Annotated in this window: 19 protein-coding genes, 1 riboswitch and 1 other annotated feature; of the genes, 5 read left to right on the forward strand and 14 right to left on the reverse strand. The window is 41.2% G+C overall.

Annotated features, from left to right (window positions below):
- Positions 1–75 precede the first annotated feature (75 nt).
- Together metE and KFQ09_RS03260 are read left to right on the forward strand one after the other, a co-directional pair.
- On the forward strand, positions 76–2,364 hold the full coding sequence (gene metE, locus KFQ09_RS03255; RefSeq protein WP_017367101.1) for a 5-methyltetrahydropteroyltriglutamate--homocysteine S-methyltransferase: 2,289 nt from the start codon (positions 76–78) through the stop codon (positions 2,362–2,364).
- Positions 2,365–2,506: 142 nt separating this feature from the next.
- Positions 2,507–2,977 carry a guanine deaminase gene (locus KFQ09_RS03260; RefSeq protein ID WP_008346184.1) on the forward strand — a complete coding sequence of 157 codons (471 nt, stop codon included), beginning with the start codon at positions 2,507–2,509 and terminating at the stop codon, positions 2,975–2,977.
- A 65-nt stretch (positions 2,978–3,042) separates the two neighbouring features.
- Here KFQ09_RS03260 and KFQ09_RS03265 read toward each other — a convergent pair whose 3' ends face one another.
- Positions 3,043–3,462 carry an organic hydroperoxide resistance protein OhrB gene (locus tag KFQ09_RS03265; protein WP_008346186.1) on the reverse strand — a complete coding sequence of 140 codons (420 nt, stop codon included), beginning with the start codon at positions 3,460–3,462 and terminating at the stop codon, positions 3,043–3,045.
- Positions 3,463–3,623: 161 nt separating this feature from the next.
- Between KFQ09_RS03265 and KFQ09_RS03270 the strand changes: the two genes are divergently transcribed.
- A complete protein-coding gene (locus tag KFQ09_RS03270; protein ID WP_008346188.1) occupies positions 3,624–4,070 on the forward strand; it encodes a MarR family winged helix-turn-helix transcriptional regulator in 447 nt (148 codons plus the stop codon).
- A 34-nt stretch (positions 4,071–4,104) separates the two neighbouring features.
- On the opposite strand, the gene KFQ09_RS03275 is transcribed toward KFQ09_RS03270, so the two are convergent.
- The 6 genes from KFQ09_RS03275 to purU form a co-directional block, all read right to left on the reverse strand.
- Entirely contained in the window at positions 4,105–4,533 is a 429-nt protein-coding gene (locus KFQ09_RS03275) for an organic hydroperoxide resistance protein (protein WP_007498801.1), read from the reverse strand.
- A gap of 176 nt (positions 4,534–4,709) precedes the next feature.
- Complete coding sequence (locus tag KFQ09_RS03280; RefSeq protein WP_008346190.1) at positions 4,710–4,844, reverse strand: hypothetical protein; 135 nt, start codon at positions 4,842–4,844, stop codon at positions 4,710–4,712.
- A complete protein-coding gene (locus KFQ09_RS03285) occupies positions 4,834–5,970 on the reverse strand; it encodes a Rap family tetratricopeptide repeat protein (protein ID WP_024719625.1) in 1,137 nt (378 codons plus the stop codon). The genes KFQ09_RS03280 and KFQ09_RS03285 overlap by 11 nt, the downstream gene beginning before the upstream one ends.
- A gap of 125 nt (positions 5,971–6,095) precedes the next feature.
- Positions 6,096–7,343, reverse strand: coding sequence for a glutamate-5-semialdehyde dehydrogenase (locus KFQ09_RS03290; protein ID WP_052320528.1), 1,248 nt, complete (start codon positions 7,341–7,343; stop codon positions 6,096–6,098).
- A gap of 12 nt (positions 7,344–7,355) precedes the next feature.
- Positions 7,356–8,453 carry a glutamate 5-kinase gene (gene proB, locus KFQ09_RS03295; protein WP_065461559.1) on the reverse strand — a complete coding sequence of 366 codons (1,098 nt, stop codon included), beginning with the start codon at positions 8,451–8,453 and terminating at the stop codon, positions 7,356–7,358.
- 56 nt (positions 8,454–8,509) lie between these two features.
- Positions 8,510–8,728: a binding site (T-box leader), on the reverse strand.
- A gap of 43 nt (positions 8,729–8,771) precedes the next feature.
- Positions 8,772–9,674: a formyltetrahydrofolate deformylase gene (gene purU / locus KFQ09_RS03300; RefSeq protein ID WP_007498809.1), complete on the reverse strand. Its 903-nt coding sequence runs from the start codon at positions 9,672–9,674 to the stop codon at positions 8,772–8,774.
- A 163-nt stretch (positions 9,675–9,837) separates the two neighbouring features.
- Between purU and KFQ09_RS03305 the strand changes: the two genes are divergently transcribed.
- Complete coding sequence (locus KFQ09_RS03305) at positions 9,838–10,023, forward strand: hypothetical protein (RefSeq protein WP_017359125.1); 186 nt, start codon at positions 9,838–9,840, stop codon at positions 10,021–10,023.
- Positions 10,024–10,056: 33 nt separating this feature from the next.
- Here the strand turns inward: KFQ09_RS03305 and KFQ09_RS03310 are convergent, their stop codons facing one another.
- Together KFQ09_RS03310 and KFQ09_RS03315 are read right to left on the reverse strand one after the other, a co-directional pair.
- Positions 10,057–10,371, reverse strand: a complete 315-nt coding sequence (locus tag KFQ09_RS03310) for a DMT family transporter (RefSeq protein WP_017359126.1) — start codon at positions 10,369–10,371, stop codon at positions 10,057–10,059.
- Positions 10,368–10,697, reverse strand: a complete 330-nt coding sequence (locus KFQ09_RS03315; protein WP_024719620.1) for a DMT family transporter — start codon at positions 10,695–10,697, stop codon at positions 10,368–10,370. The genes KFQ09_RS03310 and KFQ09_RS03315 overlap by 4 nt, the downstream gene beginning before the upstream one ends.
- 66 nt (positions 10,698–10,763) lie before the next feature.
- Positions 10,764–10,874: riboswitch (guanidine-I (ykkC/yxkD leader) on the reverse strand.
- Positions 10,875–11,073: 199 nt separating this feature from the next.
- Here KFQ09_RS03315 and KFQ09_RS03320 point away from each other — a divergent pair.
- Entirely contained in the window at positions 11,074–12,117 is a 1,044-nt protein-coding gene (locus KFQ09_RS03320) for a bifunctional transcriptional activator/DNA repair enzyme AdaA (RefSeq protein ID WP_024719619.1), read from the forward strand.
- A gap of 18 nt (positions 12,118–12,135) precedes the next feature.
- On the opposite strand, the gene KFQ09_RS03325 is transcribed toward KFQ09_RS03320, so the two are convergent.
- The 5 genes from KFQ09_RS03325 to KFQ09_RS03345 form a co-directional block, all read right to left on the reverse strand.
- Positions 12,136–12,681: a GNAT family N-acetyltransferase gene (locus tag KFQ09_RS03325; RefSeq protein WP_255836018.1), complete on the reverse strand. Its 546-nt coding sequence runs from the start codon at positions 12,679–12,681 to the stop codon at positions 12,136–12,138.
- Positions 12,682–12,697: 16 nt separating this feature from the next.
- The gene (locus KFQ09_RS03330) at positions 12,698–13,186 is read right to left on the reverse strand and encodes a small multi-drug export protein (protein WP_007498817.1); all 489 of its coding nucleotides are present in this window, start codon (positions 13,184–13,186) and stop codon (positions 12,698–12,700) included.
- A 110-nt stretch (positions 13,187–13,296) separates the two neighbouring features.
- On the reverse strand, positions 13,297–14,049 hold the full coding sequence (locus tag KFQ09_RS03335; protein ID WP_024719617.1) for an HAAS domain-containing protein: 753 nt from the start codon (positions 14,047–14,049) through the stop codon (positions 13,297–13,299).
- Positions 14,050–14,053: 4 nt separating this feature from the next.
- Entirely contained in the window at positions 14,054–14,380 is a 327-nt protein-coding gene (locus tag KFQ09_RS03340; RefSeq protein ID WP_045034946.1) for a PadR family transcriptional regulator, read from the reverse strand.
- A gap of 114 nt (positions 14,381–14,494) precedes the next feature.
- A complete protein-coding gene (locus KFQ09_RS03345; protein ID WP_048001636.1) occupies positions 14,495–15,016 on the reverse strand; it encodes an acyl-CoA thioesterase in 522 nt (173 codons plus the stop codon).
- Positions 15,017–15,045: the final 29 nt, after the last annotated feature.

Genomic DNA, 15,045 nt, shown 5'->3' on the forward strand with positions numbered 1-15,045 from the left:
TAAACCAGACATTTGCCCTCATCAATCTTGATCATGAGTGTGAGTGTCTTTTTATATTTAGAGGAGGAATTGGAATTGACAATTGTTAAAACAAGTAATCTAGGTTTCCCGCGAATTGGTTTAAACAGAGAATGGAAAAAAGCACTTGAGTCTTATTGGAAAGGTCAAACTGACCGAGAAACCCTCTTAAGCACACTCGATGAACAATTTTTAGCCGCTATTAAAACTCAAATTGATCAACAAATTGACGTTGTTCCTTCTGGCGACTTCACCTTCTATGATCACGTGCTGGATACTGCCGTTATGTTCAATTGGATTCCAGAGCGCTTCCGCAGCTTGAAAGACCCGCTAGATACATACTTTGCGATGGCAAGAGGAACAAAAGATGCTGTCTCAAGTGAAATGACAAAATGGTTTAATACAAACTATCACTACATCGTTCCAGAATACGAAAAAAGCACAGAATTCAAACTCACACATAACAAACCACTTGAAGCATACGAAAAGGTGAAAAAAGCGTTTGGTGTTGAAACAAAACCTGTCGTTCTCGGTCTTTATACATTTGTTTCTCTTTCTAAAGGCTATGAAGCCAATGAAGTGAAAGAGATTCAGCAACGCCTAGTGCCGCTTTATACTCAGTTGTTAAAAGAGCTTGAAGAAGCCGGTGTAAAATGGGTTCAAATTGATGAGCCTGCTTTAGTCACAGCTTCAAGTGAAGACGTGAAAGCAGTAAAAGCCATCTATCAAACGATTAAAGAAGCTGTACCTGCCTTAAACGTTCTCCTTCAAACATACTTTGACTCAGTAGATGCCTATGAAGAGCTTGTGACGTATCCTGTTGAAGCCATCGGTCTTGATTTTGTCCATGATCAAGGACGAAACCTTGAACAAGTGAAAAAACACGGCTTCCCAAAAGATAAAATTTTAGCAGCCGGTATCATCGACGGCAGAAATATTTGGAGATCAGATCTAGGAGAAAGATTATCGTTTATTTCTGAAGTGATTGCTGACGTGCAGCCAAAAGAAGTATGGCTACAGCCTTCAAGCAGCCTGCTACATGTCCCAGTTGCAAAACATCCGAGCGAACAGCTTGAAGAAAAACTATTAAACGGACTTTCTTATGCCACTGAAAAGCTGGCTGAATTAACGCTATTAAAAGAAGGCTTATCAAAAGGAGCGGCTGCCATTGATGCAGACATCCATGCAGCAAATGAAGCACTTCTGACGTTAAAAGAATTCGCGAAAGGAACGAATGCGGACCTGACAGCAGAGCGCAACAGTCTTTCATCAAAAGATTTTAAACGTCCAGTTGCTTTTGAAGAACGACTACGCATTCAAAATGAATCTCTTGAACTGCCGCTTCTTCCAACCACAACAATCGGAAGCTTCCCTCAGTCAGCTGAGGTGCGCAGTGCTCGTCAAAAATGGCGCAAAAATGAGTGGACAGATGCAGAGTATGATGAATTTATTAAAAAAGAAACAAAAAGATGGATTGATATTCAAGAAGAGATTGGCCTAGATGTACTCGTTCATGGAGAATTTGAACGTACAGACATGGTTGAATACTTCGGTGAAAAACTCGCTGGATTTGCCTTTACAAAATTCGCTTGGGTTCAATCTTATGGATCACGCTGCGTGAAGCCGCCGATCATTTATGGAGATGTAGAATTTACAGAGCCAATGACAGTGAAAGAGACGGTTTACGCTCAAAGCTTAACGGAGAAAAAAGTCAAAGGAATGCTGACAGGACCTGTCACGATCTTAAACTGGTCTTTCCCAAGAACAGATATCTCTCGTAAAGACATTGCCTTCCAAATCGCTTTTGCTTTACGCAAAGAGGTAGAAGCGTTAGAAGCAGCGGGTATTCAAGTGATTCAAGTGGATGAACCTGCGCTAAGAGAAGGTCTTCCTTTAAAAGAGAGTGATTGGGCAGCATACTTAAACTGGGCAGCAGAGTCATTCCGTCTATCGACATCGTCTGTTCAAAATGAAACGCAAATTCATACACATATGTGCTACAGCAATTTCGAGGATATTGTTGATACGATTGAAGACCTTGATGCAGACGTGATTACGATTGAACATTCACGCAGTCATGGCGGGTTCCTCGATTATTTAGAAAAACACCCGTATTTGAAAGGCCTTGGACTTGGGGTATATGACATCCACAGCCCGCGCGTTCCAGCTGTTGAAGAAATGAGTAAAATCATTGATGATGCACTGAACGTCTGTCCGACAGATCGCTTCTGGGTCAACCCTGACTGTGGACTGAAAACAAGACAAGAACCTGAAACCATTGCTGCTTTGAAAAACATGGTGACAGCTGCTGAAGTCGCTCGTAAAAAGCTAGCGCAGCACGCATAATTAACTCACTCTTCCCCTGCTGAACATTTGGCAGGGGTTTTTTATCCGTAAATTGTCCTGTTCGATCTCCTCCTACAATGATTCCTTTTCTATCATGATTCGTTTATACTAGAGAAGTCAGTCGAACAAAGGGAGGAAGACAATGAATCACGAAGCTTTTTTACAACGCGCAATTGATCTTGCAGTAGAAGGAGTAAATAGTGGCACAGGCGGCCCTTTTGGAGCGGTCATTGTCAAAGACGGTCAGATTATAGCAGAGGGAAGCAACAATGTCACAACGAGTAATGATCCAACTGCACATGCAGAAGTGACAGCTATTCGAAAGGCGTGCCAAACACTACATACATATCAATTAGAAGACTGTATTTTGTATACAAGCTGTGAGCCTTGTCCAATGTGTCTTGGTGCTATCTATTGGGCTAGACCAAAGGCCGTATATTTTGCTGCTGGACACAAGGATGCAGCGACTTCTGGTTTTGATGACTCCTTTATTTATGAAGAAATCAATAAAGAATACGAATCAAGAAACATTCCATTTTACCAGCTGACCCTTCAAAAAACCCTTGCTCCATTTGAAGCATGGGACACATACGACAAAAAGAAAGAATATTAAAAAAAGACACCTGCTCCACAGCAGGTGTCAGTGAGAAAGGGCTAAATTTTAGCCCTTTTTTCTTTTCATGATTCCGCCACTTCAAGCTCTACTTCGATGTTTCCTCTTGTTGCTTTTGAATATGGACAGAATTCATGTGCAGCCTCAACAAGCTCTTTCGCTTTGTCATGGTCAAGCCCTTTAGCGGAAACAATCAGCTTCACGCCAAGTTTAAAACCGCCATCACTCTCATCTTTTAATAGACTGACATGTCCTTCTACTTCTGATTCAATTTCGACACCTTGCTTCTTGGCGACTTGTTCAAGCGCCCCTCCGAAGCAGGCCGCATAACCCGCTGCAAATAATTGTTCAGGATTCGTACCAGTTTCTCCATCTTTCTTTGCGTTTGGCATCACAATGTTGTGGTCAAGCACACCATCATCAGAACGAACATGTCCTGCTCTTCCGTGCTGTGCTTTTACTTTTGCAGTAAATAATGGTTTCATCTTGATCTCCTCCTTCTTCTACTTATACCTTTCACGTTCTATTCGTTGCTCAAACATTTATGGCACATTGAAGAATTTTTCATTTTTAGTCTGTATTTATTTTAAAAAGGAAGAAAATCTTATACAATGATAAGTATGACAAAAAATAGTTGGTGACAGATATGACAAATGAATTTGAACATATGAAGCTGGAAAATCAGCTTTGTTTCTTGTTATATGCAAGTTCAAGAGAAATGACGAAGCAATATAAACCATTATTAGAAGAGTTAAATATCACATACCCGCAATATTTGGCACTGCTTTTGTTATGGGAGCATGGGACATTAAATGTGAAAACAATGGGAGAGCTTTTATATTTAGACTCCGGTACACTCACACCTATGCTAAAACGAATGGAACAAAATGGACTCATCATCCGTGAACGTTCAAAAGAGGATGAGCGTTCGGTCCAAATTCGTTTAACAGAATACGGAGAAGCTTTACAAGAGAAGGCCACTTCGATTCCATTTCAAATGCTGTCTGGAACAGGCAGATCAGAAGAAGAGCTGAAAACACTTCGCGCTTCTTTACATGAGCTTCTGCAAAAATTAACACAATCAAAAGGCTGAGGGAATATTCCCTCAGCCTTTTTTTTGATGTCTATTATTGAGCGACAGCTACTAATTCTACTTCAATGTTTCCTTGCGTTGCTTTTGAGTATGGGCAAACGCCGTGTGCTTTATGAACAAGTTCATCAAGTGCAGATTGCTCAATTCCAGTTCCTTTTACTTCTAATTTAACACCTAGTTTGAAACCGCCGTCTGAACTGTCTTTGATTAAGCTTACATGTGCCGTTACTTCACTTTCAAAACGGATACGCTCTTGTCTTGCGACCATTTGAAGGGCTGAATCAAAACATGCAGAATAGCCCGCTGCGAATAATTGCTCTGGATTCGTTGCTTTCTCAAGCTTTTTCGCTCTTGGCGTTCCTGGCATTGCTACATCATGCTCTAGTACACCATCTGTTGACACAACCTTACCTTCTCTTCCTCCTACAGCTGATACTGTTGCAGTAAATAAAACTTCTGACATGAATATAACCCTCTTTCGCTCTATTAATATTTTCTACAATTAAATTGTACACAATCTAAATTCAAGAGTCAATGAAAAACACTCACTTTCATCTTTCCTCCATTTTTTATTTTTATGAATGTGCAACCTACGATGATTGAAGCGGTCAATAAAAAAAGCCCTTTAAAAAGGGCTTTTTAGATCGTGATATGCTGCGGATTCGGTTTTTCTAGCGTATGGTTTCTGTTATCGGGGTCGGCATTAGGTGATGTGATCCATAATGCCAAGATCGTGATGCTTGTACAGACGACTGCCCATTTTTTAAAATTCATATAAACAATCCCCTCTCTGAATATAGATACGAGCATGTTCCGCTTCCCCATAGAACATGGAAGATTTTTCATAATCCTCCATTTCATTATAATACTTTGCGGTGTCTAAAGCCAGCTCTTCTATATCTGGATATGCATAGGAAGATTCTAAAAAATGGAAAATCCGTTTAATATGCTCTGCATCTTGTCGTAAGTACAACGCTTCTAAAAAAATGGTCTTCTGAATATGAATGTCATCCTGCAGAGCTTCTGCTCGTTTCATACATTCTTCTCTGTAATATAATGCTTCATCGTTTTTACCTTGTTTGTATAAGATCTGAGCGGCTGTATAAAGAGGGTCTATCGATCGACGAAGATGATCAGATTGGTTTTGATCAAATAATGAGATGGATTCTTTCATTAAGTCGAGTGCGCGGTTCAAGTCTCCCATTCTGTAATAACTGTTGCCCATATTAAACAAAGAAGAAGCAATAAAACGCACATTCTGAAAGTCTCTTGATCTTGCAAGTGCTCTTTCGAGATGTGGCAATGCCTTTTCATGCCTTCTCATATCATCATAATTACCGGCTACAATAAATTCACACTGAATGGTACGAAGCGCATATAGTTCGTGCTGAATATAGACATCCAGCGCTAGTTTGGCATGGTGCATCGAAATGTGTGTTTGTTTCATGTGATAATATATTTCTGACATTTTAAAATGAAATTCTGCACGTTCAATATCGTCGGATACAAAAGAAAGCTTATGCTCTGCCTTTTGATAGGACGATATGGCAGCAATGTACTCTCTCCGGCCGAACTCATACATGCCTCTGAAGAAATGATAGTAATATTCAAGCATGCCTGTGACATGCGTTTGATGCTCATCTATTTCTTTCGAAAGCTCGGAAAAGTTGGCGCGAAGCTTTCCTTCCTTTAATGGCTTTAAATAATCGAGCATGACCTCATGCCTGAATTCCATTAAAGAAAAATAGAGAAGCAAATTCTGATCTTCTTCCATTGAATCAAGAGAGGTGCGAATTTCCTGCTTTAACTGTTCTGCTTGTTCTGAATCAAATCTGCGGATTAATTCATACCACTTGTTGATTTTCACTCCAATATCCGAAGAGGGAATGATTTTCGCCATACGTTGCCTTCTCCAATCTTCTCAAAATATAAAACATTACCATATTTTATCATACTTGACCGAAGAAATACAAAAATGAAAGGAAAAAGAGAGCCTTGTGCGATAAGACTCTCTTTTTGGATGGGTTATTCTCTTATTTGTCCTTGACCACGAATGACAAATTTTTCAGAGGTTAGGGCTGGCAGACCCATTGGTCCTCTAGCATGCAATTTTTGTGTGCTAATGCCGATTTCCGCTCCGTAGCCAAATTCAAAGCCATCTGTAAACCGGGTAGATGCATTATGATACACAGCGGCAGCATCAACGGCTGTTAAGAAAAGTGCCGCATGCTGCTCGTTTTCCGTAATGATCGCTTCAGAATGCTTAGAGCTATACATTTGAATATGCTGTATCGCCTCTTCCATGGTCTTTACGGTTTTAATACTGACAATCGGCGCTAAAAATTCCGTTTCAAAATCAGTGGTTGTCGCTAATGTGGCACTCGGTGCAAGTGCACATACTGCTTCATCGCCCCGTATTTCTACACCATGTGTCTGAAGTGCTTCAAAAAGCGAAGCGCCATGTTCTTTTGCCCATGTTTCATGAATGACAATGCTCTCAATGGCATTACAAACAGATGGTCTTTGTGTTTTCGCATTCAGAACAATTTGTTCAGCCATTTCTTTTTGGGCTGTTTCATCAATGTAAATATGACAATTCCCTGCACCCGTCTCAAGTACTGGAACAGTAGACTCTCTCACAACAAGATCAATTAAATGTTTCCCGCCGCGTGGAATAAGGACATCTAGATAGTCATTTAAAGTGAACAGGGTTTTAGCCGTCTCACGGCCTGTATCTTCAATCAATTGTACACTGTCTACTGGAATATCCGTTGGTTGCAGCGCTTCGTGAATGACTTTCACAATCGCTTTATTACTATGAATGGCCGATGAACTTCCTCGAAGAATCACAGCATTTCCAGTTTTCAAGCAAAGAGTGGCCGCATCGACTGTCACGTTTGGTCTTGCTTCGTAAATCATCCCAACCGTTCCAAGAGGCACACGTACTTTTTCAATGAAAAGCCCGTTTTCTTTTTGAATGGTCTCTAATGTTTCACCAATTGGGTCTTTGAGCTGAATGAGTTGATGCGTAGCGTCTGCAATCGCTTCAATTCTCTCTTCTGTTAATGTAATTCTGTCGATCACAGATGGCGTGAACTCTTTGTCTATAGCCGCCTGAACATCTTTTTGGTTCTCAGCAATTAAATAAGCTGAAGATGCTTTTAATGCATTTGCAATAGCGTCTAATGCAGCATTCTTTTGTTCAGTTGTTTTTAATAGCAGCTGATCTTTGGCCGCGCTTGCCTTTTTTGCTTTTTCTAGAACTTCATTCATCGTTTTCCCTCCTCAGTTTTGTACGTGCTGAACCCAGTGATCTCGGTGAATGACTTCAGGTTTTTCATAAGAAAGCTCCTGACTTCGCATCCCTTTAATGCCAAGAAGCTCATCAGAATCATACAATGTTTGCCCTTTACCGACTAACCCGTTTGGACCAACAACTTCGACGACCTCTCCTTTAGAAAATTCACCAGCTACATCAATGACACCAGCTGGAAGAAGACTCCTTCCATTATGCAAAATCGCCGCCTCTGCCCCCGCATCAATCATGATCTTCCCAGAGACTGGTGAGTGGAATTGAATCCATTGGCGACGGTTATTGACTGATGATAAGTCTTGTTCACCAATATATGTGCCGTCCCCTTGACCAGCGAGAATGTGAAGAAGCTTGTCTTCCCCTGTACCTGTGCCAATGAAGACTTTAACGCCAAGGGAGAGAGCTGTTTGTGCAGCTGAAAGCTTAGATTTCATTCCGCCTGTTCCAACCTTTGAACCCGTACTCTTCGCATATGAGAACAATTCATCTGAAATGTGAGTCAGCACATCAAACCGCTTCGCATCAGGATTCTCACTTGGATTGGCATCATAAATTCCGTTGATATCTGTTAAAATGATCAATTGGTCTGCATGAATTAAGCCACTGACCAGTGCTGATAACATGTCATTATCACCAAAGGTAAGCTCCTCGATGGACACAGAATCATTTTCATTAATGATCGGTAAAATTTTTCTTTCGAGCAGTTCCATCATCGTTGCGTAAGCATTTCGATATCTTGTACGATCTGAAAAGTCATTACGTGTTAAAAGCATTTGTGCAGGCGTCATCTGAAACTGTGAAAATAGTTCTGTGTATTTCTGCATTAACAAGCCTTGACCAACGGCAGCAGCAGCCTGCTTTCCTTTTAAGGTCACAGGTCTTGACGGATATCCTAAACTGCCAAATCCCGCCGCAACGGCACCTGACGAAATGAGAATGATTTCATGCCCTGCCTCTTTTAGCTTTGCGATGGCTTTGACATGATCCTGCATTTTGTGTTCATCAATGGCTCCCTTTTGCTCTGTTAATGAACTGCTACCAATTTTTATGACGATCCTTTGCTTTTTCATCATTGATTCCCTCCGCTATACCTTTCACCACATAAAAAATCCCTTTTTCTCCTTATGTAAAGGACGAAAAAGGGATTTTCCGTGGTACCACCTTCATTGAATAAGCATACGTCTGCTTATTCCACTCAACTCCTGTAACGCCAGGCATGCGCTTAGATTTTTCCTCTAAGGCTCAAAGGGTAGGTTCAGCAGCTGTCTGCGGCAAATGTTTCAGCATGTCATTTGCTCTCTTTACACAGCAGGTCCTGCTTACTATTCCTTATCAACGCTCGTTAATTTTTTTATATTATCACCAATTGCTTCAGAAAAGTCAAGCGGTCAATTAAACACAATCGTTTTATTCTCATGGACAATGATTCGATCTTCTAGATGCCATTTGACAGCACGGGCAAGCACGCTGCGCTCAATCGTGCGGCCAATATTTTTTAATGCCTCTGCATCATCTCTATGATCTACCCGCTCAATATCCTGTTCAATGATTGGTCCTTCGTCTAAATCATTGGTGACATAATGGGAAGTCGCGCCAATCAGTTTAACCCCTCGCTCATATGCACGCTTGTAAGGATTAGCCCCTATAAAAGCCGGCAGGAAGGAGTGATGAATATTAATGATTTTGTTCGGGTGCTGTTCAATAAAGGCTGGCGTCAAAATTTGCATGTATCTAGCAAGCACAACCGCATCAATATCATATTCTTCTAATAATGCAAGCTGTTGTTTTTCTGCATCTTGACGAATGTCTTTATTTGCCTTCACGAAATGGAATGGAATGCCGAGTGCTTCGACTGTATCTTTTGCCGTTTCATGATTGCTGATGACAACCGCTATTTCAGCCATTAAATTACCGCTTTGCCATTCCCATAAAAGTTCATGTAAACAATGAAGCTCTTTGGACACAAAGATCGCCAGCTTTTTCAGATCACTTGCACGCGACATGCTCCACGTCATGTGAAATGATTGCGCAATTGGCTCAAAGCTGCTTTTCAATTGATCTAAGTTGGCAGAAATGTCTTTCCAATCAAATTCAATTCTTAAAAAGAATCGGCCGCTCTCATGATCTGTTGTGTATTGACTAGATTCAATGATGTTTGCTCCATGTTCAAATAAAAAAGTAGAAACAGCTGACACAATACCAGGCTGATCTGGGCAGCTGACTAAAAGCCTTCCTTTTTGCTCATGCTTTTGTCTGTGTAATTCAAGTTTCTCTGTAATCAATGTTCTCATGTCTTATGACCTCATTTACGTTTTTCATTCTAATGAAATATTATACTGGACTGGAAAGAGAAAAAGCAATTAAGCGTCGTATTTTTTATTGAATATTCATTCAATTCTGCACCTGGCGTGATATAATATGAATAGACCTTTTATCACAAAAGGAGTGATGGAGATGAAAAACATGACTTTGTTTGGTAAAGTGAGCTTTTGGCTCGGCATCGTATGTCTCATCACGGGCATTTATCTATTTATGACCGGAGAAAGACTCATTCCTTTACTTACATTTGGTGTGTGTTTTCTGCTTGTGAGTCAACTTTACCGCAAAAATGAAAACGATTCCAATCATCATTCGATGTAGCAAAAAGGCTGGCATATGATTGCCAGCCTTTTCTTATTCAATGATTTTTAACCCGACCGCTGCTGATAAAATCAGTGCGATAAATAAAATACGTTTTGCGTCTTTCGACTCACCATAAAACAGCATCCCAACAATCGCTCCTCCAGCTGCTCCGATTCCTGTCCAAATCGCATACGCCGTTCCCATCGGAATTGTATTCATCGCAAGAGACAGCATCAGAAAGGAAAGCGAAAATCCAGCTGCTATGAAGAAAATCCATTTGACATGGCGATCTTTCTGGAATTGATTCATCATGGTGACACAAAGCATTTCTAAGATGCCTGCCCCAATGAGTAAAAGCCAGCTCACGATTCAGCCTCCCCTTTCTTTTCACCTGTGGTCAATTTGAGTCCTAATACACCGCTTAAAAGGACCATGATCAAAAGTAATTTTACTAGCTGTACCGGCTCACCCATGACCATTCCTACTATGACCGTACCGGCTGTTCCAAGTCCGGTGAAAACGGCGTAAAGTGTGCCAACTGGAAGTACCGTCGTGGCTTTCAGGAGTAAATAAAAGCTGACGACAATACAAACGATGGTTGCACTCCATTCCAATATAGAGCCAGCATATTTCAACCCCATTACCCAGCCGACTTCAAATACGGCTGCAATCAAAACGTTTCCCCATTTCATTCGATCTCTTCCTTTCTTACCGATTCCAAGCAATTAAAAAAGCCCGGAAATCGATCGTTTGATCAAATCTCCCGGGCTTTTATCCCTCCGTGTCCATACGGCCTACTCTTAGAGGACCCTATGTGTTTTCTCTCGGTCCAGACTGCGCTGCCGCACGGAACCCTAGAAAACCAATTCATGATAAGCAGATCTAGCGTAAAGCCGATTCTGTATGAAAAAGTGTATCACACCCTGATATGCCGGTCTACCACTTTGCTTTTCCCCTTCAAATATACTTGTTCATTTTTCGAAAGAAAGTGGATGAAAGCGAAGTATACTAAATGTTAGAAAGAGGAACGACCACATCACTGATATAATAAAACAAGAGGTGGATCAAATGATGATGACCGACGAACAAAAACACGAATTTTATCAAGCACTTGTTGATAAGAATCCGCAATATGACGGCACGTTCTTTGCAGGTATTAAAACAACCGGCATCTTCTGTCATGCCACATGTACTGCTAGAAAACCAAAATATGAAAACTGTGAGTTTTTCTTTACAGCAGAGGAGGCGCTGCTTGCAGGGTATCGGCCGTGTAAGCGATGCACGCCTTTAACATATCCTAACAGCATTCCAGAAGAAGTCAAAACACTTGTATCAGCAGTTGAAGAGAGTCCTGAGAAACGATGGAAAGAAGAAGATTTTCGCCAATTAGGGATTCACTCTGCAACAGCTCGGAGAAAATTTAAAGAAATCTATGGAATGACCTTTGTTCAATATGCTAGATCACGCCGAATGGGGCTAGCGTTTAAAGAGATTCTGAACGGAAAAAAAGTCATAGATCAGCAAGTCACCTTCGGTTACGAGTCTTCCAGTGCCTTCAATGATGCCTTTACGAAAATCATGGGAAATCCACCCAAAAAGGCGCAAGTCAATATTTTGCATGCGAATTTTATTTCTACTCCGATTGGGCGGATGATGAGCATTTCAGATGCAACCCATGTGTATTTGCTTGAATTTATGGACAGGCGAGGATTAGAAAGAGAAATTGAGAACATCAGAAAAAAACATCATGCCCGTATTTTAGTTGGAGAAACAAACGTTCATCAGCAATTAGCAAAGGAATTGGCCTTATATTTTGAAAAGAAACTCACGCAGTTTACTGTGCCACTTGCAATACATGGCACCCCTTTTCAAAAAAGGGTATGGGATCTTCTCTTACAGATCCCGCCAGGCGAAACGAGATCGTATCGAGATCTTGCCATCATGCTTGGCGATCCCCATTTGGTTCGGGCAGTTGGAAATGCAAATGGTGCCAATCAGTTGGCCATCATCATTCCTTGTCACCGAGTCATTCAAACAAGCGGTGAACTTGGCGGATATGGCGGGGGAATCGAACGAAAGAAATATTTACTTCAGTTAGAACAGCGTCTATAAAAGAAAAAGCGGCTCTCCTTATGATTCAAGCGAGCCGCTTTTTCCGTCACGAGTAACACTGTAAACATCCATGATTTGATCCCATTTTGAAATGGTTTTTTCTTTTTTCATTCCCATTTTCATTGCGACCTTGACTGACGCTTCATTGTCAGGGCGAATTAAGCTGACCATTCGCCTCACCTTCATATCGTCAAAACCATACGCAAGACAGCCTTTTGCAGCCTCAACAGCATATCCTTTTCCCCATGCCGATCTCTTTAGCATATAGCCAATTTCAAGCTCTGTTTGTCCTTCGACATTTTGGAGAACAATTCCGCTTTGTCCAAGTGGTTCTTTCGTTTCTTTTTCTTCAATGATCCACAGGGATGTATGGTACGTGCGGTCATTCTTTTGATTCCAAGCAATCCACTCTTTTGTCTGCTTTTCATCCTTTAGTGAAGGATAATACTTCATGACCTCTTCATCTTGGAATAGCTTTTCATATAAAAAAGATGCATCGTGTTCATCCATTGTTCTCAGTCTGAGACGCTCTGTTTCGAGCACGATCCGTGTTTGATGTGTCATTTGTTATCCTCCTTGCTTACTTGCTAAAAATATCTCCGAACAACCCATTTGAATCTGGGGCAAAGTAATGGAACCCCGCACCCGTTAAACTAGCAGCTAATGCGGTCCACATGATTAAACTGACCGTCATCCACACAGTGACTTGTTTTCTTTTCGTACCGAAGCTCATACACATAAAAGCCGCTAAATGACTGCCAATGATAAAAGGACCGATAAGTGCCAAACCAGGGAGACCATACCGTTCCCAAACCTTTCTGGCTTTCAGCTGTTTTTTCTCTCCTTTTTCATCATGTTTCTCCTCTTTCCTCTTCAGCCACCACGCTTTAAATCGGTCCACGAAGACGATGAGTAGCAAGACGGTAAGAAAGTTGCCGACGAATCCAATAACTGCCGTTGTCACAGGATGCAGACCACTTAAAATCCCCAGCGGAACGACACCAACCACTTCAAAGAAAGGTAAAGCAGCCAATATAAAAACGAGTACATACCCCCATACAATATCCAATTACAGAACCCCTTTTCATTTTTGTCCTCTTCTCATTGTAAAGAAAAATGTGATCCCACATCTACATTTTTTTAGAAAAAGAAAAGCACATCGCAAGAGATGTGCTCTATTTACATTAAATGTTCATTTTTCTTGTTTGTTTTCTGTAAAAAAGCGATTGTGAGCAAGACTAAAATCACAATGGATACCAGACTTGTGAAAAGAAGCATGAGAGGCGATGTCCATCCAAGCCATTCGAATAGGAGTTGCGGTCCAAAGAAGATCAACGGAATGAGCGACATCATATTCGCCTTTAATATAGCATTCAATAAGACAATACACAGCAGCAACAGAAGAATGACGCCCCATCTTTGGCTCGAGGTCAGCACAAGTAAAGGAGTACCAAGTTTTTGGTCCAATAATTTCACTGTGATCAAGGCTGTCATCTGAAAAACACCTAATATCCAAAAGTAAAAGAATGCCCTCCTGCTTGTTTGAAAGGCAGAAGCTCTAAACATCACAATGGTCATGATCACATTGGCCACTATGATTAGCGGATAACCAATGAGTGCATACCAAGAATACGATAAACTTTGACTGATGGCATCTGCTAACATCATGTAAAAAAGAGATCCAATTAAAAAAGCACTGACAAACGGAACCCAGTCTTTATGATTTCTAGAGAGCTCTTTCGCTAGCTCATCAGCAAAGCCCCGTGGATCTCCGCCAAATACATCTTCCCCTGTTTTCCCATCTTTCTCAGCTTCGACAGCGTGTGTCGTTAATTCATCCATCACTTCGTCGATCTCGTCCTGATTTTTCCCTTTTGATATGAGATAGAGTTGCAGCTCTAATAAGATGTGTCTCGTTTCTTTTGTTACCATCTTCTCACTTCCCTTTATGTAATAATCGCTCTACATTCCCTGACAGCTCATTCCATCGCATGGTAAAATCCGTCAGCGCTTCTTCGCCTCTTTGTGTGAGCGTATAGTATTTCCTTTTCGGCCCACTCGCCGATACTTTTGTAGACGTATGAACTAGTTGTTCTTTTTGCATGCGCAGCAAGATCGGATAAATACTGCCTTCACTAATTTGATCAAACCCATAGTGCGCAAGCTTCTTTGTCATTTCATAGCCATAAATTTCACCTTCAGAAATAATCGACAGCAGGCATCCCTCTAAAATTCCTTTTAGCATTTGTGTTGATTGTGTCATCATCGATCCTCCGCTTTCAGTACCTTGCATGACAAGATAGTTTGATCTTACCACACACTATCTTGCTATGCAAGATACTGACCTAGAAAAAAATCACCGCATAAAGGGTGATTTTTACGCCCAAGGCTTATCCGTCCCAAGTGCGTCAGCCAAAGCTTTACTATGCTTTCGGCGGCTTTTTCTTTCCTCTGCCCGCTGCTTCGCTGTTTGATGAAGCATGATTTCTTCATCTGTTTCCGGCATGACTTGTGGAACTCGTTTTGGCTTCCCGTTTTCATCCAGCGAGACAAAGGTAAGAAATGAAGTTGCTGCGAGTCTGCGTTCTCCAGACATCAAGTTTTCTTTAATGACTTTGACGAATACTTCCATAGAAGATGTGCCGACCCATGTCACATAAGATTCTAAGCAGACGGACTCTTTCTGTCCAATCGGCTCTAAAAAATCAACTGAATCCATTGATGCGGTGACTGTTTCACTACGGCTGTGTCTTGCTGCCGAGATGGAAGCAATGTCATCTATATAACTCATTAATTTTCCGCCAAATAACGTTTGGTGGTTATTCGTATCGAGGGGGAATACCCTGCTGGTTTTCACAACTTTTGATTCCTTGCAGTATTTGAAATTTTCTTCACTCATCGTCATAGCTCCTTCTTGCTGTTTTCGTT

It is taken from the genome of Bacillus sp. FS02, assembly GCF_024398395.1.
GTDB classification, from domain to species: domain Bacteria; phylum Bacillota; class Bacilli; order Bacillales; family Bacillaceae; genus Bacillus; species Bacillus altitudinis.